A 23,318-nucleotide genomic window follows, 5' to 3' on the forward strand; every position below is an offset into this window, starting at 1 on the left:
GGCATTGCCTTCATATTTATAGATAGAAGTTTCAAATCCAGCAAGTGCCTATGGAAGGAGAGGGTAAGAGTAGCGCAAAGCATCCTCAGGAATTTGCTGTAGCGCTTCGTTCTTCGATTAAAACTAGCTAGATAATGCCTCTTAAAGAATTCTTTGATTCTACCAATGGGGTCTCAGCCTTTGTTTTGTGACGGTGCGTGGAGATTTTATAGTATTCGTAAACGCTGTAATCATCTGTACATGCTCAATTTATAACGTTCCTCAAAGCCTAAATGACAGGTTCAGGTGGGTTGCCTTGCTCCCGTCAACCTACCTTCAAAATCAATAATTTCACCCGCTCCTCTATCAACAGCAATCCATATAAAGGTGTACTCCCACTTCCATTCTTTGGTCTTTTTTTATATATGCACAGCTCCTCAATCTCTAGGACCTCGATATCCTTAAGTGACTTTGTGCTGTTGCAGCTCTTATCTAACTTTTCTTGCACATAGCGCCCCCCGTCCTTCGATCCATGAAGATATTTGGCTGTTATGGATTCCAGTCAGTCTCTCTATCGTCCTAATCCCGCAGTCCTCAAGATTAGGTTTTAAGTCTATCATTCATCGTGTATTTCTGTCGCTTATTACCTTCTCGGTAATTTCTTTTTGCAATTCTTGCACCTATTTACCTCTTGCTGTCCCTATACCACACCATTCTTCACCTGCTCGCTAGAGCCGCAATATTTACACTTGATTGTCCATTTCTACTCCCGTTTTACTACGAAGATATCATATCATCTTATTGCCGTCTATGATTACCAAGCATTGCCTACTCCCTGTAGCACAAGCCGAACAGAATAGTAGCCTAAAAAACCGCAACAATACCAAGAGAGACTTGAATGAGGAATCTCGCATGACTTGTGATTATTAATTGATAAAGACCTCTACACTATTCAACTGCAGTTTTAAGTTTTTTCAATGACTTCTTGTACCTTTTCTTTATAAAGTATAGCAAGGCAATTGATACCAAAAGGCTGCATTGCTTGTCCTATAAGTTCTTCACCTACAAAAATTTCTGCTCCCGGTAAAATTTTTTCAGCTTCATACAAGCTTTTAAAACTTATTTTATAGATGCCTTTGCGTACTGTACCTCTATAGGTTGTTCTTGCAGTAACCTCTTGCCCTATATAACAGCCCTTTTGATAATTTATTGCATTAAGCTGATCCATATTTAATTCCAGCGCGAAACGCTCTCCTGGCATAAAGTCTATAGATAGTTCTGGAATCTTTAAATTGATTCTCTCAATATGATAGTTAAGAAGATTATCTGGTTGGTTTTCGACCTGCTTTTCTTCCATAAAGCCTCTATAATAGCTAAGAGAATGGCTTCTAGGATCGCTAAGGAGACCATCATTAAAAGAAGATTGGGAAATGACAACTTTCATATTATTCAGAATGTCTATTCTGATATCTGATTGCAACTTGTACATATTAAATTTTTTTATTATTTCGTCCATGTACTTTGCTGGGATATCGATTAAGTAATGATCTTTTCGCCCTAGAATGAAAAAATCATACAACATCTTACCTTGATGAGTAAGCATTAGCGCATATAAAAGGCTGTCATCACTTAATAGATTGATATTATTAGTTACTATGCCTTGAAGGAAATCTGCTCTATCAGTTCCAGACATCCTAATAAGGGCTCTATAAGCTAAAATTACCATATTGCTTATTCAATATTTCTTGGGTACATTGGGCCATTGTTTTAGAATTTCTTGATATACAATCACTCATATAAAAATTCTTATTAGGATTAGTAAAAGAGTCTTTTTCAAACTCCCTCATCTTTCCTGGATTAATTTTCACTTCGCTCGGAATTACACTGTCAACATATTGGAAGATGGAGAATTCCTTTGCTATTGCTCTTCTTAGTTCGCTTAAGGAATTGATTCCCAGATCTACTTTTAACAGCTTTGCCAACGCGTTTACTATTTCCCAATCAGATTTAGCATATCTAGGAGGTGGAACTGCAGCATAAGTCCTTTGAACTCTACCTTCAGTGTTAACATAAGTTGAGTCTTTTTCGGTATAAGCAGCGCTAGGTAGTATAATATCAGCTCTATACGCTCCCTTGTCACCGTGGTGCCCCTGATATATCACAAAAGTGTCTTGGGGAATCTTTTTTAAGTCTACTTCATCAGCGCCGAACAAAAAAAGTACTTTTGAATCCTCCAGAATATTTTGAATATTAATAGATTTGGATTCTGGTATAAAGCCTATATCTAAACCACCCACCCTTGAAGCAGAAGTATGAAGAATATTGAAGCCATTCCAGTCATCCCTTATGATGTCAAATTGGGTACACATTTTTTTTAGATAATACACAAATGCTTCAAAGTCAGGGCGAGTGAAAACTGCAGCACCCACTATAATTATTGGATTTTTAGCAGTTTTCAGTTGCTCACTAAACGGGTGTTCTCCTTCAGCAATTTGCTTTAAAATCCAAGGGTTATTGCCTAAGTGCTTGTAGTCATATTGCAAATCAACCTTTTCACCAATTAATGCAATTTGAGTTTTGTTATGCAAAAAGACTTTTCTGATTCTTGCATTAATAATCGCGGCTTCATGTCTTGGGTTACTGCCAACTATGAGACATAAATCAGCTTTTTCTATTCCACTAATTGTAGTACCAAAAGTATAAAACCACCGTTCAGAATTATCTAAGAGGCTGCCATCTTGTCTACAATCATAACTATCACTGCCAAGACTCTTAAGAAGTTTTTTAGCTAGAAACATTGTCTCCACATCAGTAAAGTCTCCAGCTACGGCTCCTACTTTTTGTGGATTAGTAGCTAATATTTTATTTTTTATCTCGGTTGAAGCGGTATCCCAATCACATGGTTCTAATTTGCCGTCCTTTTTGATCATTGGTATATCAAGCCTTTGATATTTTAAGCCATCGTATGCAAATCTTGTCTTGTCAGAAATCCACTCTTCGTTAATATCGTCGTTAGGATTTGGGAGTATCCGCATCACTTCTGTTCCTCTACTGTTTATTACTATATTACTACCAACCGCATCTAATACATCTATTGAGTTGGTCCTCTTGAGCTCCCAAGAACGGAATTGAAATTCGTATGGCTTAGCAGTTAATGCTCCTACTGGGCAAAGGTCGATAATATTACCTGATAATTCAGAAGAAACAGCTTTTCCAATATAAGTAGTAATTTCTACATCCTCACCCCGTCCTATAGCCCCAAGCTCATTGGTTCCAGCTACATCTTCTAAGAATCTAACACATCTTGTGCAATGGATACAGCGATTCATGTTAGTGCTGATCAAAGGCCCCATGTATTTATCAACAACCGCACGCTTTTCGTCTTCAAATCTGCTGTATCCATTGCCATATTTCAAAGCTTGATCCTGGAGGTCACATTCACCACCTTGGTCACAAATTGGGCAATCTAGTGGATGGTTAATCAGCAAAAATTCCATTACTCCTTCTCTTGCTTTTTTTACCATCGCAGTATCAGTATGCACAATCATACCCTCTGCAACAGGTTGAGCACAACTTGCTACCGGCTTTGGACTTTTTTCGATTTCTACTAAACACATTCTACAATTGCCTGCAATCGCTAGTTTTTCATGGTAGCAAAATCTTGGGATTTCAGCGCCAGCTGCTTCACATGCTTGTAAAACCGTTGCTCCATTTGGAACTTCTATTTCTATACCGTTGACAGTTAACTTCGCCATACCTTATCTTACTAATTTATAAACTTAAATTTTCCTTATAATACTGCTATTGTCAATTTCCCAATGAAGGACAGTTCTACTTATTTCACAACGATTAAGTAACATTATACACAGGAATAGTTACCAATCATCTAAAAAATAATTATTCTCCTCCTCCAAGTTGATGCACACAAATCGTTAATTGTCTTATAGTTGAATCAGATAGTTTGCCGATCCAATAAGGCATTACGCCGCTTCTACCGGAGTAGATGACATCAAATATACTTTCATAGCTGCTACCATAAAGTGATACTGCATCCCTTAAGTTTGGAGCTCCAAATTCCCGACCTCCCCCTCCATCCACTCCGTGACAGGAAGCGCAATTTTCTATAAATAGCCTGTGCGCACTAAAATCTTCATCGGGTTTCTTGCTGGATAAAGAAACGACGCAATTAGTTAAAGCAGCAATTTGTTCTGAAGTTAAAATTTTATCTTTACCAAAGGCAGCCATTTGAGACTCTCTTGTTTCCTCATGGCCTGATCTAATACCATACTTTATTGTGGTATAAATATCTTCTAACTTTCCACCCCAAAGCCAAGCACCCGTAGTTAAATTAGGGTAGCCAATGCCGCCGCTGCCGCTTACACCATGACAAGGGGCGCAGTTGTTCTCAAATGCTGATCTACCGCCGGCAAGAGCAAATTTAAAAAGTTTTTCATTTTTTAAGATTTCTTCAAAAGAGGCGTTGTCAAATTCAGCTTGATATTCAGCTCGAATTGCTACTATCTCAGCTTGATTTTCTTCTAACTCTTTTTGTGAAGACCAATCTAATAGTCCATTGCTGTGGGGAGTGGGCCAGGATGGATAGAGCATCCAATATATTAAGGTAAAGAATAAAGCGCCGTAAAAAAATAATCTTAGCCAAAATGGATCAGGATTATTGTATTCTTCTATACCATCCCAACCATGGCCAGTAGTAACAGGCCTTTTCTTTACTTCTCTAGGCATATCAGTTCATCAGAATTACTTTGCTTATCTTGGTCTTTAAGTGGTATACAACCATGCTAATCATAAATTTTACTACGATTTGGTCGATAGAGCCAAACAACAATTGCGATGCATGAAGCAATTACTACAACAAGCTCAGCGATTGGTATAAAGTCTATATTCATAGTTTTACCACTTCCGTCCTTTATTAGTTTTCAAATCTAGCCTTGTGCCAAGACTCTGTAGATAGCCAACAATTGCATCCATCTCTGTAATTTCCGCAGATTTATTATTAAACTTTCTTATTTTAGCGCCAGGGTAACGTTTATTGAAATCTTCTGTAGCTGCCTGATTTTCACTGAGGGATAATTGAATTTTTATATCCTCATAGCAGTGTTCTATATCTGAATCAGTATAAGGACCCCTAACGATTGCAATATCTCCATTTTTCTGCGTAAATCTTCAAGATTAAGCAAAGTCTTTAACATAAAAGAATATCCAGGCATAATTGATTCTGGCACTACAGAACGTGGATCGTGTAAATGCTCAATGTGCCAATCATCAGAATATTTCTCTCCTATCCGTGCTAAGTCAGGACCAGTTCTTTTTGAGCCCCAAACAAAAGGAAAGTCGTATTGGCTTTCGGCTGATATCGAATAATGACCATACCTTTCAACTTCATCTCTTAATGTTCTGACTTGTTGACTGTGGCATCCATAACACCCTTCTCTTTTATATATGCCAAAGCCTAAAAGTTCTAGTGGAGTATAAGGTCTTCCAGCGTCAACTACCTCTATCGCGATTTCTCTTTTAAATAGTGGTAATATTTGCACCATGCCACCTATCGAAGCAACGACCACAATAAGTACAACTAAAACAAACAAACTTTTTTCTATAATGCTATGGTAATTTTGTGTCATATCTAACTTGCCAAGGATACTGGTTGATTATAAACCTGTTTTTGGATCCTCTCAATTGTACATAACGCGTTATAAACTAAAACAAGTGCTCCAGACAAAAAGAAAATACCGCCTATTGCCCGAATCACATAATAAGGATGCAGGGCTATAACAGACTGCAAGAAAGAATATTTTAAAAAGCCCATATTATCATAACTGCGCCACATTAAGCCTTGGGTAATGCCCGCTGTCCACATAGAAGTTATATATAAAACAATGCCAACTGTTGCTAACCAAAAGTGTACATTTACTAATTCTACTGAATACATTTTTTCTCTTTTCCATAAAATAGGTAGCATGTGATATATTGCACCAAAACTTATCATAGCAACCCACCCTAAGGCTCCAGAATGAACATGACTAATGGTCCATTCTGTGTAATGGCTTAAATGCGTTTACTGACTTTATTGCCATTAACGGTCCTTCAAAGGTACTCATTCCGTAAAAGGCTAGGGCTGTAATAAGAAATTTTAATACCGGATCTTCTCTTAGTCTACGCCAAGCGCCGGATAAAGTCATAAGACCATTTATCATACCTCCCCATGAAGGAAGCCATAGGATAATTGACATAGTCATACCAAGCGTTTGTACCCAGTCTGGTAAGGAAGTATAGTGTAAGTGATGAGGACCTGCCCAAATATAAATAAACACTAACCCCCAGAAGTGGAGGATGGAAAGCCTATAAGAATAAACGGGCTGATTAGCTCTTTTTGGCAAGAAATAATACGCAATTCCAAGAAAACCTGCTGTTAGGAAGAAACCTACAGCATTATGACCATACCACCACTGAATCATAGCCGACTGCACCCCTGAAAAGGCGCTAATACTCTCTGTACTAAGTAGGGAAACAGGTATGGAAACATTATTCCCCAAATGCAGTATAGCAACTACAATTATAAATGCCAAAAAAAACCAATTGGCTACATAGATATGGGGTTCTTGCCGTTTGATAATAGCTGCCATAAATACGTATAAATATGTTATCCAAACAATAGTCAGTAGTATATCAGCGTACCATTCAGGTTCTGCATATTCCTTTCCTTGGGTAATGCCCATTACATAACCAGACAAAGCGAGTAATATAAAAAGCTGGTAACCAAAAAAAACGAAACGCGCCAGTAGTGGATTAGGAAGCTTTATATTACAGGTGCGCTGTACCACAAGGAACGAAGTTGCCATTAATACATTCCCTCCAAAAGCAAATATTACTCCAGAAGTATGTACTGGCCTGAGTCTTCCGAATGTAGTCCATGGTAGATCAAAATTCAATAAAGGATAAGCCATTTGCAGAGCAATAAAAACACCAGCAGAGAGACCTACCACTGCCCAAAAAATAGAGGCGGCTGCAAACCATCTAACCACCTGATTATCATACTTATCAACAACATCCATAGCTTTATTTTATCATTTATTTAATTCATAAAAAATCCTTTATATAGTACAGCGCAGCGCGAGCCAACAGGTAGGCGTTGAACAACATACCAAGGAAGTATATCACACTGAAAAGCTTATTCCACCTTATTAATATATTTACCCCCAGAATAAGCTATTAGAAATAGCCCCGGGATTGTGCCCAGACCAAAGATAAATAAACTGAGTCCAGCTAACAAAAAATTGTTACTATAAGAAACGGCCGTTGCAATTGAGGCATATACTAAGCCACAAGGTATAAGCCCTAAAAGTAACCCAAGTACCCAGCCTTTAAAACCAAAGGGGTTATGAGTAAATGATTGTGCTATGGCTACAAGCTTATTACTAAAGGATCTCATAATTTTAAGTCTGTTCCAATTGGACGCTATCCTCGGATTGCCGGCAAATGCGCTTGTCATAAAAAATAGTGCGGCGATTAACATCAGAATTGCCCCTAGTATTTTAATAAAATGACTCTGAGAGGTTACAGTAGCTAAACCAAACCAGCTCATTGCTAGAAGAGCATAACTGAAGCTTTTTTCCTATATAGTAAGGTATAGAAGCGGCGCATAATACCTTATTTTTTTGCGTCATCTTCTCTTTAGGAAGGTTCATAAGCCTCATACTCATTTGGCTGATCGCTATTGGGCCACACATGCCAATGCAGTGAGTAAAGCTACCAACTATGCCAGTTACGAACATTGTCATGAGTAAACCAAGGCTTCCATAATTGAGTCCGTAATCAATTACAGCGATACTTTGGTTGCAGCAGGATATCTTATCTATACTTGTAAATATGTCCGTTGTTAGAAACGACATAAATATAATCACCGGCAACTGCAGGAGAAGAGGTAACAAACTCCATATCTCCAATACTCGCAAGTAATTTTCCAGAATGAATATCAAATTTCAACAAATAGCCGTCATAGCTAGTAATCAAAATACTGTTTTTATTGTAAATTACCGGCTTAGTCCATTTATGATAATTATTCTTAAGCTTTATGCAGCTATTTAAATCAACCAGATATTCAATTTGCCCTGTTTTTTTGTTTAGTACTGCTAATTCATCTTTATCTGTGATAACATAAATTAACTTACCATATACCAGAAACTTTGCGCTGGAATTGATCTCTTGCTGCCACAGTTCTTCTTGAGTTTTATAATCAATTGCTAGAAATTTTCCATCCTTAGAGGTAGCATAGATTATATTATTTTCAATAAAAAAGTGGTTCGGAATATGTTTGTGAGTCTCACCGCGGTTAAATCCATATTGGTTATTGATAACGAATATTTTACTAACTGTTCCTTTTTCTATATCGAGTGCGATAATTTCATTATTTGCTACCTGAAAGATAACATTTTTATCATAAACAACTGGTGCAAAATCGGCAACTGTTGACTGTACATGATCTGTATCTATATGGCGCCATATAATTGTTCCATCGCTTTTCTTTAGGGCATAAATTTCATTATGGGCGCTATGGAGAAATATTTTATCTCCGTAAATGATTGATCTGCCCTTCACTACATCATCGAACTTGGCAGTCCAAATTTCTTTGCCGCTTTGACTATCTACCGCAATCAATTTATTGATACCATAAGTAACATATAAGATGTCGTCTTCTTCAACAATTTTTCCTACAGTTGTTAAGGAGCTACTTAATGACTTGTTCCATAATTTTTTATTAAGGTCCAAATTATAAGCTAACAATCTCCCTTTTGAGGTTAAAATTATCACTTTGTCCTTAGTTATTAAGGGTTTGTTTGTAACACCAAGAGTTTGGAACATATCTATTTTCTTCTGGGCAAGCAATTTTATTTTATCCAGAGATTGAAGACTAGTGCATCTTTTGGTTAAAGCTACTTTTCTACCTAAAGTGCCTTCTTTGTTATTCGATATAAATACCTTTTGACGCTTTCCGGGCAACTTTTCTTTATTATAATTTGGATCAAAAACACTGCAGGATGAAAGTAATAATTGAAAAGACAGCAAAAACATGAAGTAGCGCACAAGCATTAAAAATATTAATTCAAATACAAAAACCTGATTAACATAATCTGCTATTTTTTGCAAAAAAAAGAGTCTTTAATGTAAACTAAAGACTCTCTGCTAAAGTAAAATACTCTTTTTGATTATTACTGAATATGCCTACTATATCTCCGAAGCCGTAATTATCTCCCAGGTACCTTCCATATCTTGAGACGTTTCATCTCTTATTCCTGGATTTATGTAATTAGAGCTTAACTCTTTTTTGGTAGTATCTAGTTGAATTTTAGTTAGCTTCTTGTTGCAGCATATGCGCAAATTCCTCGTCTTTTTTTAGTTGTTGAGCGCGCAAGGCCTTTTCTTGGCGATCTATTTCATTTTACTGTGTAGCTTCAAAGCAAGCTCCATATCAGCTTGGGCTTGAGGATCTATGAGACATAGCTCTACTGTATTACTTTGTAATTCTTGTTGTTTAATTGCTTTCAGCTCGTTCATTAAACTTTCGTGTAGTCTTAATAATGCGCTAATGGCGCCATTTGCTTCTTCTTTGCTTGCGAGCGGCAGAACCTCTATTCCATAATCTTTAATGCTTGCTTCATCTGCTGTGAAATTTGTGTTGCCTATACTAGAAGGGGTTTCCTTTACGCATGTACTAATGGCGCTTTGTAAATTCTTCTTGGATTATATTGGGAGCGCTTAGCGCTTCAGATAAGCTAAAGGGGGGGGATAGCACCGTATCTCTCCTCTTCGTTTACAGCACTCGGTTCATTTACCATAGCTGGCATTGTATTGTTGTTCTCTATATCTAATATGGAATTCAAGTGACATATTTCCGCTTGTCTTTTGCGTTTCATCTTAATATCCTCCTGAAGTTGTGTTCTATATACTATAATCACAATCCTACTGATATAAAACCCTACTCTGTGTATTTCATTGAAATATTACTAATATTTGACCACTAAGGCTTATGCGTTGTATTATACAAACTTTATATGGGTATTGATTGTCTCTCTATGAGCGCATAGCTAAAGTATTTTAATTTGAATGCGAGAAAAAAAGCGAAGGTAGAGAATGAGCCACATAGTCACATTATGAAGCTCAGCTATATGCTTTACGAAAATAGAGATTTACTTGATCTTAGAGAGAGCGACTAAAACTAGATTACTTCTTCTATGCCAGCAGTACTGATCATATCTATTGCAGCATCTGATGTCTCTGACGTGATTTTTTCCCGAAGGTTCATACTTACTTCTTCGATTTTATTCAGTAAGTACAACTGGGCAGAGATTGGTTGCTCTAATCCTAAACCTAAGTGGAAGTAGCGTTTTATAGAATCAGTAATAGATTTAGTACTGTCCTTTAAAGTGGGTAGCTTGTTGGTAGGTATTAGCACCAACGGCAAACTGGAATTAGATTGGTAAAACTCTAAATTACTGTATTGTTAGTAAAATCCATATTACCAGTGACAGTAGCATGCTTTTCATCTCCATTCTTTCGATAAAGCTCTTAGACGTCTGCCCATCGCTTTCAGTAAGCTTAAGATCTATATCTTCTAGAATGTTATTATGGTATTCATCTTCAGTAATTAGAGCCTCTGTTTTAAAATGCGCTTTACCTGCAACCTCTTTCTGGCTTTTGCCATTATCTTCAGTAACGGTGAAATCTATATTCCCTGTAGTATTCTTATATTTTCTATCTTCGTTTTCTACAGTTAACTCATCTGCCTTAAACTCTATTTTTGCTATGATGTCCGTATGTTTTTCATTTTTTAAGCGAGCGTCAAATTTATATTAACTAGAATATCATTATGGTTTTTACTGCTATTTGTTGTAAGAGTAAAATTTACACTACCGATAACAGAAGTTTCTTCTTCGTTTTTAATCCCTAGAATTGCTTCTGTAAGATTTGCTAGGTTCAAGCTTGATTCCGGCTCTTCGGGCTTGATCAACTAGTTGATTTGTATCTTTCATTATCCCTCTTAAATTTGTATTGTTTATATTAATTAACCCCAGTTTGACGTAAGGAGTAGGCTCGCGAGCCTACTCCTTACGTCAAACTGGGGTTAATTAAAGGTTATCCAGATTGAAATTATCTACCTTTTCCTTTTGAAGGTGAAGCACCGGCGAGCGCTGCTTTATGTCCTTCAGATAATTTTGTGGGTATTGGGGTGATTTCGATTTCTGACCCAACAGTATTAGGAGTCAATTTGATTGATATAGCTGGTTTCACATCTGGTTCCGGTGCTTTTTCTGGAGCCGGATCGGGTTTCTTAGATAATTCTGTCTTTTGCAGTACTTCTGACAGCTCACTTTCAAAATTTTGCAATACATGTTCATTATAACTTTTACTGGCGTGCAATCCCTTTTCAGTAACTTTAAGTATTCCTAGTAGGGGCTTCATTATGCCCACCTTATCCAAAACCCTATAAGCGAAATACCCCAGTAAAGGGGCGGCAGCTATGGGGCCCGCAGGTCCTAGTGCTATAGTCATACCTATAAAAAAGGTTAGTCCTAACCCGAGTTTACTATCAACGACTTTCCTAAATAAAATATTACCAGCTTGTTTAGAAGTTTGCTTCACCACTTCCCCAGTACGAAGCGTACATTCTCTCATTACTCCTCTATTCCTTTGATTACTTTGATGCAAAATAGCATTTTCAATTTTTTTATCAAAGTCAGGAGTGCCCCCCTTCTCTAAAGCAATTTCTTTATCCCTTTTTCCAGCCACTAATATTTTTTCATCACCTTTATAATCAAAAATACGTCCCTGCCCTATTTGACCAAGCATTTTATTGGTGTTAAGTTCTATTCTGCCAGCAAAAACTTCTTTGTTAAACTTACCTTCTTTGTTCTGGCAATTTTCGATTAACGCATTAGCCTGTTGAGTCAACTCATGAATAATTTTTTTATTTCTAGGAAGCTCTGAGCTGTTATATATTGCATTAATTGCACTTTTGCTCATTCCGGCATGTCTAAGTATCACCTTAGATATATATTCAACGAGCGTCTCGTCTTTTGATTCCTTCATAGTGTACAAAATTAAATTATATACTATTCAAGTTAACCACAGTGAGCTTTCAAAAGCAACTAACAGCTGTCTATATTACAGGCTTGCCTAGTAATTATAGACAGCAATAAGAGGGTGTTGATATCTTCGCAGTAAAACGGGAGTAGGAAATGACAATCAAGTGTAAATATTGCGGCTCTAGCGAGCAGGTGAAGAATGGCGTGGTATAGGGACAGCAGAGGTAGATTGCAAGAATTGCAAAAAGAATTACCGAGAAGGTAATAAGCGACAGAAATACACTATGAATGATAGACTTAAAACCTAATCTTGAGGACTGCGGGATTAGGACGATAGAGAGACTGACTGGAATCCATAACAGCCAAATATCTTCATGGATCGAAGGGACGGGGGGGCGCTATGTGCAAGAAAAGTTAGATAAGAGCTGCAACAGCACAAAGTCACTTAAGGATATCGAGGTCCTAGAGATTGACGAGCTGTGCACATATATAAAAAAAAGACCAAAGAATGGAAGTGGGAGTACACCTTTATATGGATTGCTGTTGATAGAGGAGCGGGTGAAATTATTGATTTTGAAGGTAGGTTGACGGGAGCAAGGCAACCCTACATGAACCTGTCATTTAGGCTTTGAAGAACGTTATAAATTGAGCATGTACAGATGATTACAGCGTTTATGAATACTATAAAATCTCCACGCACCATCACAAAACAAAAGCTGGGACCTCATTTGTAGAATCAAAGAATTCTTTAATTAAGGCATTATCTAGCTAGTTTTAATCGAAGAATGAAGCGCTACAGCAAATTCCTGAGGATGCTTTGCGCTACTCTTACCCTCTTCTTCCATAGGCACTTGCTGGATTTGAAACTTCTATCTATAAATATTAGGCAATGCCATATCACAACATATTAAAGGGAGTCTAATAACCCTATTGTCTTTTATCTAAAACTAGAGAAATCAACCAACAACAAAATATCACTATCATTAATGCTGATAAAGAAAAAATAAAATCTTGCAGTGAATATACCCTTAAACCGCTTTGATCAACAACACCGTCCCAATTCATATCCAAAAGATACCCAATCAGTTGTTGCAAAAGTGCTCCTCCAAGCATGTTTAAAGTATTAACGACCCCAATAATCTCTCCAGAATTATTTTCATTCGCATATCTTAATGCAGCGGTAAAGCATATCATTTCAGATCCGCAAAATACGCCAATAATAATTAATAAAGCCGTTAAACTGAAGATAGATATCTTTGGCCCATAAAGAACAATTGCAAATGCGATCAATATAATGAACACACTCCACCTTATGCCAGCATTTAATAACGAGTTACGCTCAAAAAACCAAGGCAGTAGAATACTTCCAATTGCCAACCCTAAATAAAGCATCATATTAAGTTGAGTTGAGCATCCCATGGAAAAACCAAACTTTGTGCTAATAAAAGCTCCGCCCCATAAATCAGCAACAGCCGCAAGTGGCGTGTATAGACCTAATGCTAAAACTGAATACAAAATTACATTTTTGTCTTTCATTACCTGGACGATTTCTAGCAAAACATTCTTACTATGCTTTACATTGGATATATTTTTATAAACTTTTTCTTGTCTGGCTGGAATAAATATCAGAGACAAGAATAAGATGCCGATACCGAGCACACTAGCGAATTGCCAAATGTAGCGCCAATGAAATTCCTGCAGCAACATAACTACTATTTGTCCCGAAAATAATGCTCCTACTGTGCCCAGAGTTAATGTAGTTCCCATTAAAAACCCTCGCTTCCCTGGCGAAAAGTTATCAGCAACAATCTTTAAGGAAACTATAAAAGCTGCAGCAGACCCTGCACCTATTACAGCTCTTGAGAATTGCATTACCAAAAAATTCGGAGCAATTGAGGCAATAAAAGATCCAATAACACAGAATACAATGGATAAGCTTAGAATCTTTTTCACACCAAATTTATCGATTAAAATTCCCAATGGGATTTGTAACAGAGAATAAAAAATCAGGTAAATAGAACCTAAGGTTGCAAATTCTTCTGCCCTTATAGAAAACGAAGACCTTATATCCTCAATCATCATACCAGGTGAGACCCGTAGCATATACTGATAAAGGTAGAAAACTGCAGCAGCAATCCAAGCAATATACGGCCTTTTTGAAACCAAAAATGATATAGAAACTGTAGTGTAAGAACTGGACATAAAGCCAATTATAAATTAAATTGCATATGCTGCAAGAGTATTGACGGATAAATCAATTTTATGCAAGTGAATTTTATTAATTTTGTTTCAATCGATTATGGATAACGTATTCTTACTCATGTCTAAATATATTAACAAGATTCTGACGTCGTCTTTTTCTATTGATAATCTTGAAAACATAGTTGTTGAAATACCAAATAATCCCCAACATGGTGAGTTATCGACAAATGCCGCTTTAGTAGTCGGCAAGACAATTAAGAAAAATCCCAGGGAGGTTGCCACCTTATTCTTAGGAGATTTTAGGAAGTTAGAATTCATAAAAGAAGTCCAAATTGAAGGACCGGGCTTTATCAATTTCAGATTGAAAGAACAGTTCTGGAGTGGATTTCTAAAAGATGTCCTGAAAAGCTCTAAAACGTACGGCTTGGAGAATATTGGTAATGGCAAACAAATAAATCTAGAGTTTGTCTCAGTAAATCCAACTGGCCCTCTTCATATAGGCCATGCACGTGGAGCTATATATGGTGATGCAATTGCCAATATATTAAGCGCCATGGGTTACAACATAACCAAAGAATATTACATAAATGACGCGGGCAAACAGATTAACACTCTTATAGAATCGCTTAAGATTAGATATAAAAATTTGTCAGGTGCAAACTTAAGCATACCAGCGGACTGTTACCCCGGTGAATACCTTATTGATGTAGCTAGTAAAGCCAAAGAGCAATTCAAGGCTGATTTGGATGTGGTGGATCAAAGAGAACTAGCCGACTTTGCAGTAAATGAGGTGATGAATTTAATCAAACAAGACTTAGCAGACTTGGGGATAAGACATGACGTATTTGTTTCTGAGTATCATGACATCATTAAAGAAAGTAAAATTCAAATAGCTCTAGAGATGTTAGAAGAGAAAGGATTAATCTACCAAGGAATTCTAGAAGCACCAAAATCAGTAAACGAACAAGATTGGGAAGCGACCCAACAGACTATTTTTAAGTCAACAAATTTTGGTGATGATGGAGATAGAACCATTATAAGATCTGACGGTAGCTATACCTATTTTGTCGGCGATATTGCTTATCATTACTACAAACTTGAAAGAGGCTACAATGATATGATACTGCTGCTTGGTGCGGATCATAGCGGTTATGTGAAAAGAATTAAAGCGATTGTTAGCGCTTTAAGCGATAATAAAGCTACAATAGATGTGAAGATTAATCAATTAGTTAATCTATACAAAAACGGTCAGCCGTTTAAGATGTCTAAAAGAGCTGGTAACTTTATTACTGTAAGAGATGTTCTTAATGAAATCGGAAAAGATACTTTCAGGTTTGCAATTCTAACGAAGAAAAATGATACGGTGTTAGATATCGATTTTGCAGCGTTAAAAGAACAAAATAAAGATAATCCTGTCTGGTATGTGCAGTATGCTCACACTAGGTGCCAATCTGTACTAAAAAAAGCTCAGGAGTTAGGAAGCAGTAATGAAGAGTTAGATTATAGTTACTTTCCAGAAGATATGAACTTAATCAAAATGATTGCACTCTACCCAAAAATTCTAGCTGCAGCGGCTAGCTACCATGAGCCTCATAGATTAAATTACTATTTGCAAGAACTGGCTAACAGCTTTCACCAACTGTGGTCGGGTGGTAACTCAAATAACAAGCTTCGGTTTATCAATGAACAAGATAAAAAATTAACTCAATCTCGTTTAGTACTTGTACAAATTGTTGCAAATATAATAAGCAGCGGACTAAAGCTTCTTGGCATTGAACCCATTAATGAAATGTAGAATCCTTTGATCATCTTCATGCTGCTTCGGCCTATAGTTGTTACTATTTTCTAGTATCGGCATTTTTTAGTTTTTCTACCATAACGGATAAACTCCTTGCATCTGAAGCAACTACAGGTTATGTACAGTACTTCAACACAATTTGAATTATAAAACGAATTCGAAAAAAACACTATTTTTTCATAACAGGTTATCTTTTATTATTACAAGCCGAGGCTACCAACTCAAACTTTGCAGTTGGAGCTGGTCTTAGCGCCTTGGGGATTGGATTAAGAGGAGAACATAAAATTAATGATTACCTTGTAGGACGATTAGCGGGTGATTATTTCTCTCTTTCAGCTCCTATTAAAATGGAAGATGTAAGCGACGATATCGAGGGTGAAGTTACTTTTACCCTTGGCTCAGGATTAAATCTTCACCCTTTGCAAATGGCTTCTTTTTATCTGGCGGATTGATGCACAATAATAACAATCTTACCACTAAGATTAAGCCTGCTCATGATATAACGCGTAAAGGCCGTACTTTGGTTAAGGAAGAAATAGGCAGCGCTGAATTGAGGTCCGGATTTGAAAAACTCACCCTACTTAAGTGTTGGTTATTCTGGCGCTTTTACTAATAACGGATCTTGGCACTTCTTTGCAGAGCTTGGAGTCATGTATCAAGGGCACAATTATCTACCAAATCAATTGTCACTGGATGTTTAACTCAAATTCCAGGACTGTTGGATTATTTAGAAGGGGAAGAGAGGAGATTAATGAAAATTTATCTAAAATCACAAAGTGGTGGCCCATTGTATCTATGGGTCTCACCTGCAGATTTTAAATAAAAACTTTTTGCAGCAATAAAGCCTTAACTTAGTGTTATTGTCGGTATTTATTGCTACAAATTCCTTTTTTCTCTTGTAGTTTTCTCCAAAAATGTCTATCCTGCTGTGGGATTTAAGGTTTAAATAGGAATATGGCTGACATCAGAGGTCTTGGTTTAGGTATACTGCTTTCTTTATCTATGTTACTTAATACTGGCTGTAGTGTGTTGGTTCCTGTTGCTGCCACAACAACAGCCGGAATGATAGTTCTTGATGAGAGAACATCAGGTGAGTTAATTGATGATACTGTTGTAATCACTAAAATCAAATCAGAATTTTCAAAGACTAATGCAAGTAATCTGTTAACTAAAATAGGTGTGAATTCCTATGAAGGCAGAGTAATGTTGACTGGAACCTTAAAAGCTCATGAATATGTTGATGAAGCAGTTAGACGGGCATGGCTGGTTCACGGGGTGAAAGAGGTGATAAATGAGTTAGTTGTCGCTCCAACTCCTCAAAATAAAGCAAAGGATATTTGGATTTCTAGCCAAATAAAAACCAAATTTTTATTAGAAAAACATTTTGATTCTCTGAATTATAAATATGATGTAAATGATTCAGTCGTCTACTTATTAGGAGTTGCTCAATCTCAAGATGAGCTAGAAAAGGCTATTAAGATTTGTAGTAAAATCCATGGCGTTGAAAAAGTCGTTAACCATGTGATCTTAAAAACTGATCAGCGGAGAAAGAAAACTTATTAGAAATTTGTTCGTTTAAAAAGCGTTAAGCCTCTAAGTTATTCTTTTCGTAATTTAAGAATACAAAAAGTTGTTTTTTTATTGATTAATTAGTCATGTTAAGTTGCTTATGTAAGCCTCAACGTTTATCATAAGCAGAAAATTATAATGAGGGAGGGAAAGATGTTCGCGTCGTCCATAGTTTCGAGGGGGATTACAAATCTAGCAGCAAGGTCAGCCATACCGGTTATATCAAAGACTTGGGAAAATCAGCAATTAGCATATAATGCTGCACTTGAAAGTGCAGCCAGGTCAACTTTTAAAAATATGGCTGCTTTTAGCTTGAGCGCTTTAAAAGAGCATGGCCGAGCAGGAGCCACAAAAGTTCCAGCTGTGTTTAATACTGGGCTCTTATCAGCGACAGCTACATTGTTAAAACCAGCTGATGTTCCTGCAAGCAGCATGACATCAATTGCACGGGATATAGTTAAAAACAGCACCTTTACATTTGGTACTCGAGCAGCAACTTCTATGCCAAAAGTAGTAGTTCCTAATTTATTGCAAACGGCCGAATCAGCAGTACAAGATACAATATTTGGCAGAATTGGCAGTGCAGTATCAGCTTCCCCAGTTACTGATGTAACTGGGGACTTAAGGGTTACAGAGGTCTTAAGTCCTGTATCCACTTCTATCTCGGAGGCTACTGTATCTAATTTATCACAGGCAGCACAATTTATACTGCCAGACACAATATCTGGAGCGGTTGGGAATTTCATACCAGACCAATCTGCAGCTGTCGCTCCTGCTCTTAGTGAGTTAACAGAGCTTCCTGATGTCAGCACAAGCACAGTTATTGAGCGGAGTACAAAAATGGTGGGCAAAGCTGCATCGGCCATTTCAGCAGATATAGAGAATATATTGCCAGATCTGAGATACCTACTAGATCCGGGCTCTGTGAGCAACGCCGCATCAGCAATTTCATCAGATATAGAAGATATACTGCCAGATTTGAAATGTTTACTGGAGCCAGATTCAATAGCTGACGGTTTAACGTCAATACCACAAAAATTTCCTATTCTTCAAAAGCCAATGGACTTCAGTAAAATGTTTCTGGGTGAGGAGCCGGAGTTTATAAAAAATTTCATGGAGTATCTATATAATAGTGGTAGTTATCTATATGGTTTAGCGGTTAACGCCTGTCATATAGTAAGTACAGCTTTATATAATAGTTATACTTATCTATATAATTTTGCAGCAACCACTTATAGTCTAGCCATCGCCACAGCATCTTTAGTAAAAGATGTAGTCGCCTATACTTATAGTGGATTAAGCTATGCTAAGGATTTCGCTACTTTCTGTGCAGTAGATCACCCCTACGTAGTAGCCGGAGTTGTAGCGTTTGCAGTAAGTGCGTATCTAGTTAAGAAATATCACGTGCTTGATTATGCTAAAACAACTGCAGAAATCAGTTGTTGTGGTATAGAAGCCGCAGTACAAATTGGTTGTAACACCACAGTTGCTGCTTTTTCCGGAGCTTGCTATCTAGTAGACAGTAGCTATAGCGTGTGTAAAAAAACTTGGGAGTACTTTAGTACAAGCAACGACTACAAAGATGACCCGCAAAATGATCATACAGAAACCAGTTATTGTTTTTGTGAATACTAAATAATAGAGCAATACCAAGTCCTAGAAGTACCAGTGTGTAAACCATGCTCAGGATTTTGATGGACTCGGTGTCAGACCAATAGCTGCACTTCATGCTGGTGCGCTCCTAATAATCAGTGCTGTCCTAATTTTCTTACCGTTTTTCATGAGGTATGTAATTATAGTATTTACGAATTGATTTAATTGTAATAGAGTAACTTTTGTTATAACAAATTAATATTAAAATCTAATAATGGGGATGCCTTATGAGACGGAAAATGTTTTTATTAATAGTACCAATTGTAGGACTTATAGCTATTTTCAGTTATAAAATGTATTTTTTAGATAACACTACAAGTGAAAAAGTACCCGCACTAATCAACCAGAAAGTTTCTTTAACAGAAGCTACTGACTTATTTAATGTTGAAAAAAAGTAGATTTACTACCAACAGCTGATAATAAAAAAATCATACACATTTTTACCACATGGTGCGGCTGCTGTAAGAAGGAGTTACCTGAGCTTCGGAAACTAGCAGAAAATTATAGGGTTACTGGCTTAGTTTGGACTCGAGGTGCTGAAGAAGCAAGATCTTGGCTGCAATCCAATGGAAATCATTATGAAGAAGTTGGCATAATAAATGATAAAGAGGCAGTAAAGCTAGGTCTGTATAAATCCCCAGTTACAATTGTTTTAGATGCAGAAGGAAATGTTCAATGTGCGTTGCAGGGGCCCTTAACAGTTGAAAAATTTAATGATAATATAACTCCATGTGTTGTCGAAAAGAGGTAGTGATTGCTCGCACTCAAGAATTTGCCCGTTGCAAATCATATAATTGAATACTGTAACCGAGTTGACTTGCTAAGAGGGGCTGAAATCAGCATAATGGGTCGGGATTGTTCCACCAAAAGTCATTATAGAGCAACATTGAAGGATGGAAGATCATACGTTATAATGGATGCTTCGGGCGATAGCGGTGTTGCTGATTCATTAGTAAGAGTTCATAATTTTATGAATCTAAATGAGTTTAGCGCTCCAAAAATCTTTGATTATAATAAGCAACAAAGTTTAGTCATTACCGAGGACTTTGGCGATAATTCTTATAAGAATATATTATTAAATGATCCAAGTCTGGAGCTACAACTTTATTACTTAGCGATCCAAGTCTTAGGTAAAATTAATTCTGTACAAATTAATATAAATCTTCCTAATCACGATGCTGATTCGTTAAATAAAGCTTTATTAAAATCGTTTTATAACTGCTATAAAACCAGAATGAAAGCAGGTAGTGAACTATTCGATGTTTTTAGTCGGCTCTTCAGTAAACTTTCAGTCAAGAATTCATTAGTGTTAAGGGATTATCATATAGATAATATGGTATTCTTAGAGGAAAGAGAGGGCTATAAAAAAGTCGGCCTAGTTGACATACAAGATGCTTCAATTGGCCACCCAGTCTATGACCTTGTTTCTCTCCTAGAAGACGCGAGAAGAGATGTATCAAGCGAAGTTGTAAAAAAATGTAAGGAGTATTTTTTACAGTTATGTCCGACGGTAGATATAAACGAGTTTAATTATTCATATGGTGTTCTTGGACTGCAAAGAAGTCTCAGAATTTTATGGCTCTTCTCTTATTTAAAGGAGTTGCCTAGCAAGGAAAGATATGGACAATTTTTACCAAGAGTTAAAAATTATGTAAGGGATAAATTAAAAAATCCGATTTTTAAAGAAATATTAGTGTGGTCAGATAAGCATCAAATTCCTCTTCATGACTGATACTATAAAAAATGCAATGATATTAGCCGCAGGTTTTGGTAAAAGGCTACAACCTATAATTGGAAATTTACCCAAGCCCTTGGTTAAAATTGCGGGTAAAACCATGTTAGAAGTTGCTATAGCGGCCTTAAACAAGCTAAAAGATATCCAAAACATTTATATCAACGTCCATTGGCAGGCTGCTCTAATTAGAGATCACGTAAAAAATCTTGATACTGATAAAAATATTTATTTAGTTGAAGAAGAAGTAATATTAGAAACAGGCGGAGGCATTTTAAATGTCTTAAATAAAATCCCTAGCCAATATCTCTTAATAAAGAATGCTGACGTGCTACTTCTAAATAGCACTATTCTTTATGAGAATTTAATACACGACTTTTATAAAAAGGCTCCTACTGCTCTATTAATGTTAGTCAATAAAAATGGTTTGAAAGCAACTGGTGATTTTTCATTGGCTGAAGACAATTATATATTCAGAGGTGCTGAAAACGACTATATCTACACCGGTTGTGGAATATTATCCAAAGATTTGTTTAAAGATATAAATCAAGTCGAACCTTTCCCTTTAAGCAAGTTGCTATTTTTATCTCAGAAAGATAACTATAAGAAATATAATTACCGCGGCCTTATTCTTCCAGAAGAGGCACAATGGTTCGATATAGGTACTCCCGAAAGCCTTAGCAAAGCTAGGTCTATAGTCTTTACCAATAGTGGCTTGACGGTAATATAATAAGCTACCATGTCCCCCTCTAAAAACTAAAATTTACTCCAAATCTAACAGATTTAGCTACTTGATTTGAAGCGGCGGTAGTAGGGCTATACTGATTAAATGCTAAATCATATTTTTTTGAGTTTTGCATTTTAAGCGCTACTTCAGCCGAAACATAGCAATTAATTTGAAGTTACTCCAAGTTCTGCTCCGACTGTTGGGTAAGAGGTTGTGGTTGAATTATTCCCTACACTATCTCGTGAAGTTACCCTAAGATTAGAAGTGGGTTTTATCCGTAGTTATCCCAAATTGACCTCCAATGGAAACTTTAACCGGTGTATTAGTTGGAATACGAAGATCAAAATTTAAATGGCTTATTTTATCTAAATCAATAAAATAAAACTTCAAAATATCTTTAACTTTTATAGCCACCTCGCCTTGCAAATTCCAATTCTGTATAATTTTGGAAGTAAATTCTTCATTAACAAACGAAGAATATGCTGGATTCGTTGCCGCACTTACTGGAGCCGAAGCCTTACAAACGTTGCCAAACATCGCAGCTACAATCATTACGGCTACTGAAACTTTATTGATATTCATAAAAATCTAACCTTTATCTTCACACCTACTGATTATTATTTGATCAAAAAGCACCAAATATCAAGGGAATATTGCTAATATATTGAGCATGCGTTACTCTTTATTAAGCTACTGCGGAGAGTGTAATGATATCAAAAGAGAGATTTAACCTGCCATTGCTGGAATAATTTTGCCAATAATATTCTGAAGCAATCTTTAAAAAATTTTTTGAAACAGGCAGTACTGGGCTTGCTAAAAAATTACTAAAACCAATTTGCCGTAAATCTCTTAGCATATCAACTAGGCTACTATACTGTAGCTTCACAGTTTCCGTATGAATCACCACTCCTCTAAAACCACTGTTATTAGCTAGATTAACTAAAGATCCGGATTTGATCATGGGCATTATCCTCGAAAAGAGTCCACCGTATAGCTTTTCATCTGCATGAGTAAAAGCTTCTCTTAACTCGAAGAGAGAATAGTCTCCAACTATTGTAGCAATAAATAATCCATCTTTTTTTAATATTTTCTTATAGTTAGAAAAAGCTAACGGAACATGATTCACAAAATGCAATGATAAGTTAGAGCACGCCAAATCGAAGTTATTAACTGCAAAAGGAAAGACATTTTCTTCAGAACACTGAAAATTAGTGGTAGGAAGGGGGCTTATAAAGCCATGTCTTATGTTACTTCCAAGACTCCATAAATTCTCAATAGACTGGCCAAAATAGCCGAACAATAACAAATCATTGACCTCGCCTCGAGAGCGTAAAGCGCAATCGAAAATAATCTCTGCCCCCAGTTCGTATAAAAAATCGCTTGTAATGAACTGAGTGTGGAATCTTTCTAAATTCTCTTTTTGTTTAACTAAATCGAAAATTAATGGTTGCACTGTTCCGGTATCGTGATAAAGGTCTTGTAATTTTTTAAAATAATTTTTTTATAAGCTAAAGCATAAAATGAAGTACACCACATGGTTACTCGACATTTTTAATT

The 23,318-nt window shown here is 36.6% G+C and carries 25 protein-coding genes and 1 pseudogene; 8 read left to right on the plus strand and 18 right to left on the minus strand.

What is annotated here, in order from left to right; translation table 11 throughout:
- Positions 1-304: 304 nt before the first annotated feature.
- From MIDI_RS07520 to MIDI_RS05720, 15 genes and pseudogenes are all read right to left on the minus strand, one after another.
- Positions 305-487 carry a hypothetical protein gene (locus MIDI_RS07520; RefSeq protein WP_237697360.1) on the minus strand — a complete coding sequence of 61 codons (183 nt, stop codon included), beginning with the start codon at positions 485-487 and terminating at the stop codon, positions 305-307.
- Positions 468-599 carry a hypothetical protein gene (locus MIDI_RS09935; protein ID WP_272940951.1) on the minus strand — a complete coding sequence of 44 codons (132 nt, stop codon included), beginning with the start codon at positions 597-599 and terminating at the stop codon, positions 468-470. The genes MIDI_RS07520 and MIDI_RS09935 overlap by 20 nt, the downstream gene beginning before the upstream one ends.
- A gap of 344 nt (positions 600-943) precedes the next feature.
- A complete protein-coding gene (gene ygfZ / locus MIDI_RS05670; RefSeq protein ID WP_013951637.1) occupies positions 944-1,705 on the minus strand; it encodes a CAF17-like 4Fe-4S cluster assembly/insertion protein YgfZ in 762 nt (253 codons plus the stop codon).
- Positions 1,686-3,734, minus strand: coding sequence for an NADH-quinone oxidoreductase subunit NuoG (nuoG, locus tag MIDI_RS05675; protein ID WP_013951638.1), 2,049 nt, complete (start codon positions 3,732-3,734; stop codon positions 1,686-1,688). The genes ygfZ and nuoG overlap by 20 nt, the downstream gene beginning before the upstream one ends.
- A 142-nt stretch (positions 3,735-3,876) precedes the next feature.
- Positions 3,877-4,722, minus strand: a complete 846-nt coding sequence (gene ccoP, locus MIDI_RS05680; RefSeq protein ID WP_013951639.1) for a cytochrome-c oxidase, cbb3-type subunit III — start codon at positions 4,720-4,722, stop codon at positions 3,877-3,879.
- Positions 4,723-5,099: 377 nt separating this feature from the next.
- Positions 5,100-5,621 carry a cytochrome-c oxidase, cbb3-type subunit II gene (gene ccoO, locus MIDI_RS05685; protein ID WP_013951640.1) on the minus strand — a complete coding sequence of 174 codons (522 nt, stop codon included), beginning with the start codon at positions 5,619-5,621 and terminating at the stop codon, positions 5,100-5,102.
- Positions 5,622-5,623: 2 nt separating this feature from the next.
- A complete protein-coding gene (locus MIDI_RS09940) occupies positions 5,624-6,025 on the minus strand; it encodes a cbb3-type cytochrome c oxidase subunit I (protein WP_272941000.1) in 402 nt (133 codons plus the stop codon).
- Positions 6,021-7,052, minus strand: a complete 1,032-nt coding sequence (locus MIDI_RS05690) for a cbb3-type cytochrome c oxidase subunit I (protein WP_013951642.1) — start codon at positions 7,050-7,052, stop codon at positions 6,021-6,023. Before MIDI_RS05690 ends, MIDI_RS09940 begins: the two co-directional genes overlap by 5 nt.
- A gap of 116 nt (positions 7,053-7,168) precedes the next feature.
- Positions 7,169-7,594 (minus strand): annotated as a pseudogene (locus MIDI_RS05695) (urease accessory protein UreH domain-containing protein); the annotation flags it as partial.
- Positions 7,533-7,889, minus strand: a complete 357-nt coding sequence (locus tag MIDI_RS10485) for an urease accessory protein UreH domain-containing protein (RefSeq protein WP_083809665.1) — start codon at positions 7,887-7,889, stop codon at positions 7,533-7,535. The pseudogene MIDI_RS05695 and the gene MIDI_RS10485, both read right to left, overlap by 62 nt.
- Positions 7,849-9,144 (minus strand): outer membrane protein assembly factor BamB family protein, encoded by a 1,296-nt coding sequence (locus MIDI_RS05700; RefSeq protein ID WP_041185559.1) that lies wholly within the window; start codon positions 9,142-9,144, stop codon positions 7,849-7,851. The genes MIDI_RS10485 and MIDI_RS05700 overlap by 41 nt, the downstream gene beginning before the upstream one ends.
- 282 nt (positions 9,145-9,426) lie before the next feature.
- Positions 9,427-9,552 carry a hypothetical protein gene (locus tag MIDI_RS09945; protein ID WP_272940959.1) on the minus strand — a complete coding sequence of 42 codons (126 nt, stop codon included), beginning with the start codon at positions 9,550-9,552 and terminating at the stop codon, positions 9,427-9,429.
- 661 nt (positions 9,553-10,213) lie between these two features.
- Positions 10,214-10,453 (minus strand): hypothetical protein, encoded by a 240-nt coding sequence (locus MIDI_RS05710; RefSeq protein ID WP_148234180.1) that lies wholly within the window; start codon positions 10,451-10,453, stop codon positions 10,214-10,216.
- A 372-nt stretch (positions 10,454-10,825) separates the two neighbouring features.
- Positions 10,826-10,975, minus strand: a complete 150-nt coding sequence (locus MIDI_RS08760; RefSeq protein WP_160162301.1) for a hypothetical protein — start codon at positions 10,973-10,975, stop codon at positions 10,826-10,828.
- A gap of 170 nt (positions 10,976-11,145) precedes the next feature.
- Entirely contained in the window at positions 11,146-12,084 is a 939-nt protein-coding gene (locus tag MIDI_RS05720) for a hypothetical protein (RefSeq protein ID WP_041185563.1), read from the minus strand.
- A gap of 284 nt (positions 12,085-12,368) precedes the next feature.
- On the opposite strand from MIDI_RS05720, the gene MIDI_RS05725 reads away from it, so the two are divergent.
- Positions 12,369-12,668 carry a hypothetical protein gene (locus tag MIDI_RS05725; protein WP_013951648.1) on the plus strand — a complete coding sequence of 100 codons (300 nt, stop codon included), beginning with the start codon at positions 12,369-12,371 and terminating at the stop codon, positions 12,666-12,668.
- Between the two features lie 339 nt (positions 12,669-13,007).
- Here MIDI_RS05725 and MIDI_RS05730 read toward each other — a convergent pair whose 3' ends face one another.
- Positions 13,008-14,282, minus strand: coding sequence for an MFS transporter (locus MIDI_RS05730; RefSeq protein ID WP_013951649.1), 1,275 nt, complete (start codon positions 14,280-14,282; stop codon positions 13,008-13,010).
- A gap of 82 nt (positions 14,283-14,364) precedes the next feature.
- On the opposite strand from MIDI_RS05730, the gene argS reads away from it, so the two are divergent.
- The 7 genes from argS to MIDI_RS06525 all read left to right on the plus strand — a co-directional run bounded on the left by argS (position 14,365) and on the right by MIDI_RS06525 (position 21,764).
- On the plus strand, positions 14,365-16,077 hold the full coding sequence (gene argS, locus MIDI_RS05735; RefSeq protein ID WP_148234181.1) for an arginine--tRNA ligase: 1,713 nt from the start codon (positions 14,365-14,367) through the stop codon (positions 16,075-16,077).
- 257 nt (positions 16,078-16,334) lie between these two features.
- Positions 16,335-16,532, plus strand: a complete 198-nt coding sequence (locus tag MIDI_RS05740) for a hypothetical protein (protein WP_041185565.1) — start codon at positions 16,335-16,337, stop codon at positions 16,530-16,532.
- A 502-nt stretch (positions 16,533-17,034) separates the two neighbouring features.
- Positions 17,035-17,643 (plus strand): BON domain-containing protein, encoded by a 609-nt coding sequence (locus tag MIDI_RS05745; protein WP_013951652.1) that lies wholly within the window; start codon positions 17,035-17,037, stop codon positions 17,641-17,643.
- Positions 17,644-17,802: 159 nt separating this feature from the next.
- Complete coding sequence (locus MIDI_RS05750; RefSeq protein ID WP_148234182.1) at positions 17,803-19,284, plus strand: hypothetical protein; 1,482 nt, start codon at positions 17,803-17,805, stop codon at positions 19,282-19,284.
- A gap of 245 nt (positions 19,285-19,529) precedes the next feature.
- Positions 19,530-19,700, plus strand: a complete 171-nt coding sequence (locus MIDI_RS08765) for a hypothetical protein (RefSeq protein WP_160162302.1) — start codon at positions 19,530-19,532, stop codon at positions 19,698-19,700.
- Between the two features lie 446 nt (positions 19,701-20,146).
- Entirely contained in the window at positions 20,147-21,034 is an 888-nt protein-coding gene (locus tag MIDI_RS05755; protein WP_148234183.1) for a phosphotransferase, read from the plus strand.
- Positions 21,027-21,764 (plus strand): sugar phosphate nucleotidyltransferase, encoded by a 738-nt coding sequence (locus MIDI_RS06525; RefSeq protein WP_013951656.1) that lies wholly within the window; start codon positions 21,027-21,029, stop codon positions 21,762-21,764. Before MIDI_RS05755 ends, MIDI_RS06525 begins: the two co-directional genes overlap by 8 nt.
- A 255-nt stretch (positions 21,765-22,019) precedes the next feature.
- Here the strand turns inward: MIDI_RS06525 and MIDI_RS05765 are convergent, their stop codons facing one another.
- A complete protein-coding gene (locus MIDI_RS05765; RefSeq protein WP_013951657.1) occupies positions 22,020-22,343 on the minus strand; it encodes a hypothetical protein in 324 nt (107 codons plus the stop codon).
- 103 nt (positions 22,344-22,446) lie between these two features.
- Positions 22,447-23,214, minus strand: coding sequence for a methyltransferase domain-containing protein (locus MIDI_RS06530; protein WP_052567740.1), 768 nt, complete (start codon positions 23,212-23,214; stop codon positions 22,447-22,449).
- Positions 23,215-23,318 lie beyond the last annotated feature (104 nt).

The organism is Candidatus Midichloria mitochondrii IricVA, from assembly GCF_000219355.1.
In the GTDB taxonomy this organism is placed as follows: Bacteria; Pseudomonadota; Alphaproteobacteria; order Rickettsiales; family Midichloriaceae; genus Midichloria; species Midichloria mitochondrii.

Excerpts from the sequence above, each read along its gene's own strand:
- MIDI_RS09935 (WP_272940951.1), bottom strand. The coding sequence starts at position 599 with ATGATAGACTTAAAACCTAATCTTGAGGACTGCGGGATTAGGACGATA.
- MIDI_RS06525 (WP_013951656.1), top strand. The coding sequence starts at position 21,027 with ATGACTGATACTATAAAAAATGCAATGATATTAGCCGCAGGTTTTGGT.
- MIDI_RS05745 (WP_013951652.1), top strand. The coding sequence starts at position 17,035 with ATGGCTGACATCAGAGGTCTTGGTTTAGGTATACTGCTTTCTTTATCT.
- MIDI_RS05720 (WP_041185563.1), bottom strand. The coding sequence starts at position 12,084 with ATGAAGGAATCAAAAGACGAGACGCTCGTTGAATATATATCTAAGGTG.
- MIDI_RS05730 (WP_013951649.1), bottom strand. The coding sequence starts at position 14,282 with ATGTCCAGTTCTTACACTACAGTTTCTATATCATTTTTGGTTTCAAAA.
- ccoO (WP_013951640.1), bottom strand. The coding sequence starts at position 5,621 with ATGACACAAAATTACCATAGCATTATAGAAAAAAGTTTGTTTGTTTTA.
- ygfZ (WP_013951637.1), bottom strand. The coding sequence starts at position 1,705 with ATGGTAATTTTAGCTTATAGAGCCCTTATTAGGATGTCTGGAACTGAT.
- MIDI_RS05755 (WP_148234183.1), top strand. The coding sequence starts at position 20,147 with ATGGGTCGGGATTGTTCCACCAAAAGTCATTATAGAGCAACATTGAAG.
- MIDI_RS10485 (WP_083809665.1), bottom strand. The coding sequence starts at position 7,889 with ATGTCGTTTCTAACAACGGACATATTTACAAGTATAGATAAGATATCC.
- MIDI_RS09945 (WP_272940959.1), bottom strand. The coding sequence starts at position 9,552 with ATGAACGAGCTGAAAGCAATTAAACAACAAGAATTACAAAGTAATACA.
- nuoG (WP_013951638.1), bottom strand. The coding sequence starts at position 3,734 with ATGGCGAAGTTAACTGTCAACGGTATAGAAATAGAAGTTCCAAATGGA.
- ccoP (WP_013951639.1), bottom strand. The coding sequence starts at position 4,722 with ATGCCTAGAGAAGTAAAGAAAAGGCCTGTTACTACTGGCCATGGTTGG.
- MIDI_RS05765 (WP_013951657.1), bottom strand. The coding sequence starts at position 22,343 with ATGAATATCAATAAAGTTTCAGTAGCCGTAATGATTGTAGCTGCGATG.
- MIDI_RS08765 (WP_160162302.1), top strand. The coding sequence starts at position 19,530 with ATGAGACGGAAAATGTTTTTATTAATAGTACCAATTGTAGGACTTATA.
- MIDI_RS05725 (WP_013951648.1), top strand. The coding sequence starts at position 12,369 with ATGATAGACTTAAAACCTAATCTTGAGGACTGCGGGATTAGGACGATA.
- MIDI_RS05690 (WP_013951642.1), bottom strand. The coding sequence starts at position 7,052 with ATGGATGTTGTTGATAAGTATGATAATCAGGTGGTTAGATGGTTTGCA.
- MIDI_RS05750 (WP_148234182.1), top strand. The coding sequence starts at position 17,803 with ATGTTCGCGTCGTCCATAGTTTCGAGGGGGATTACAAATCTAGCAGCA.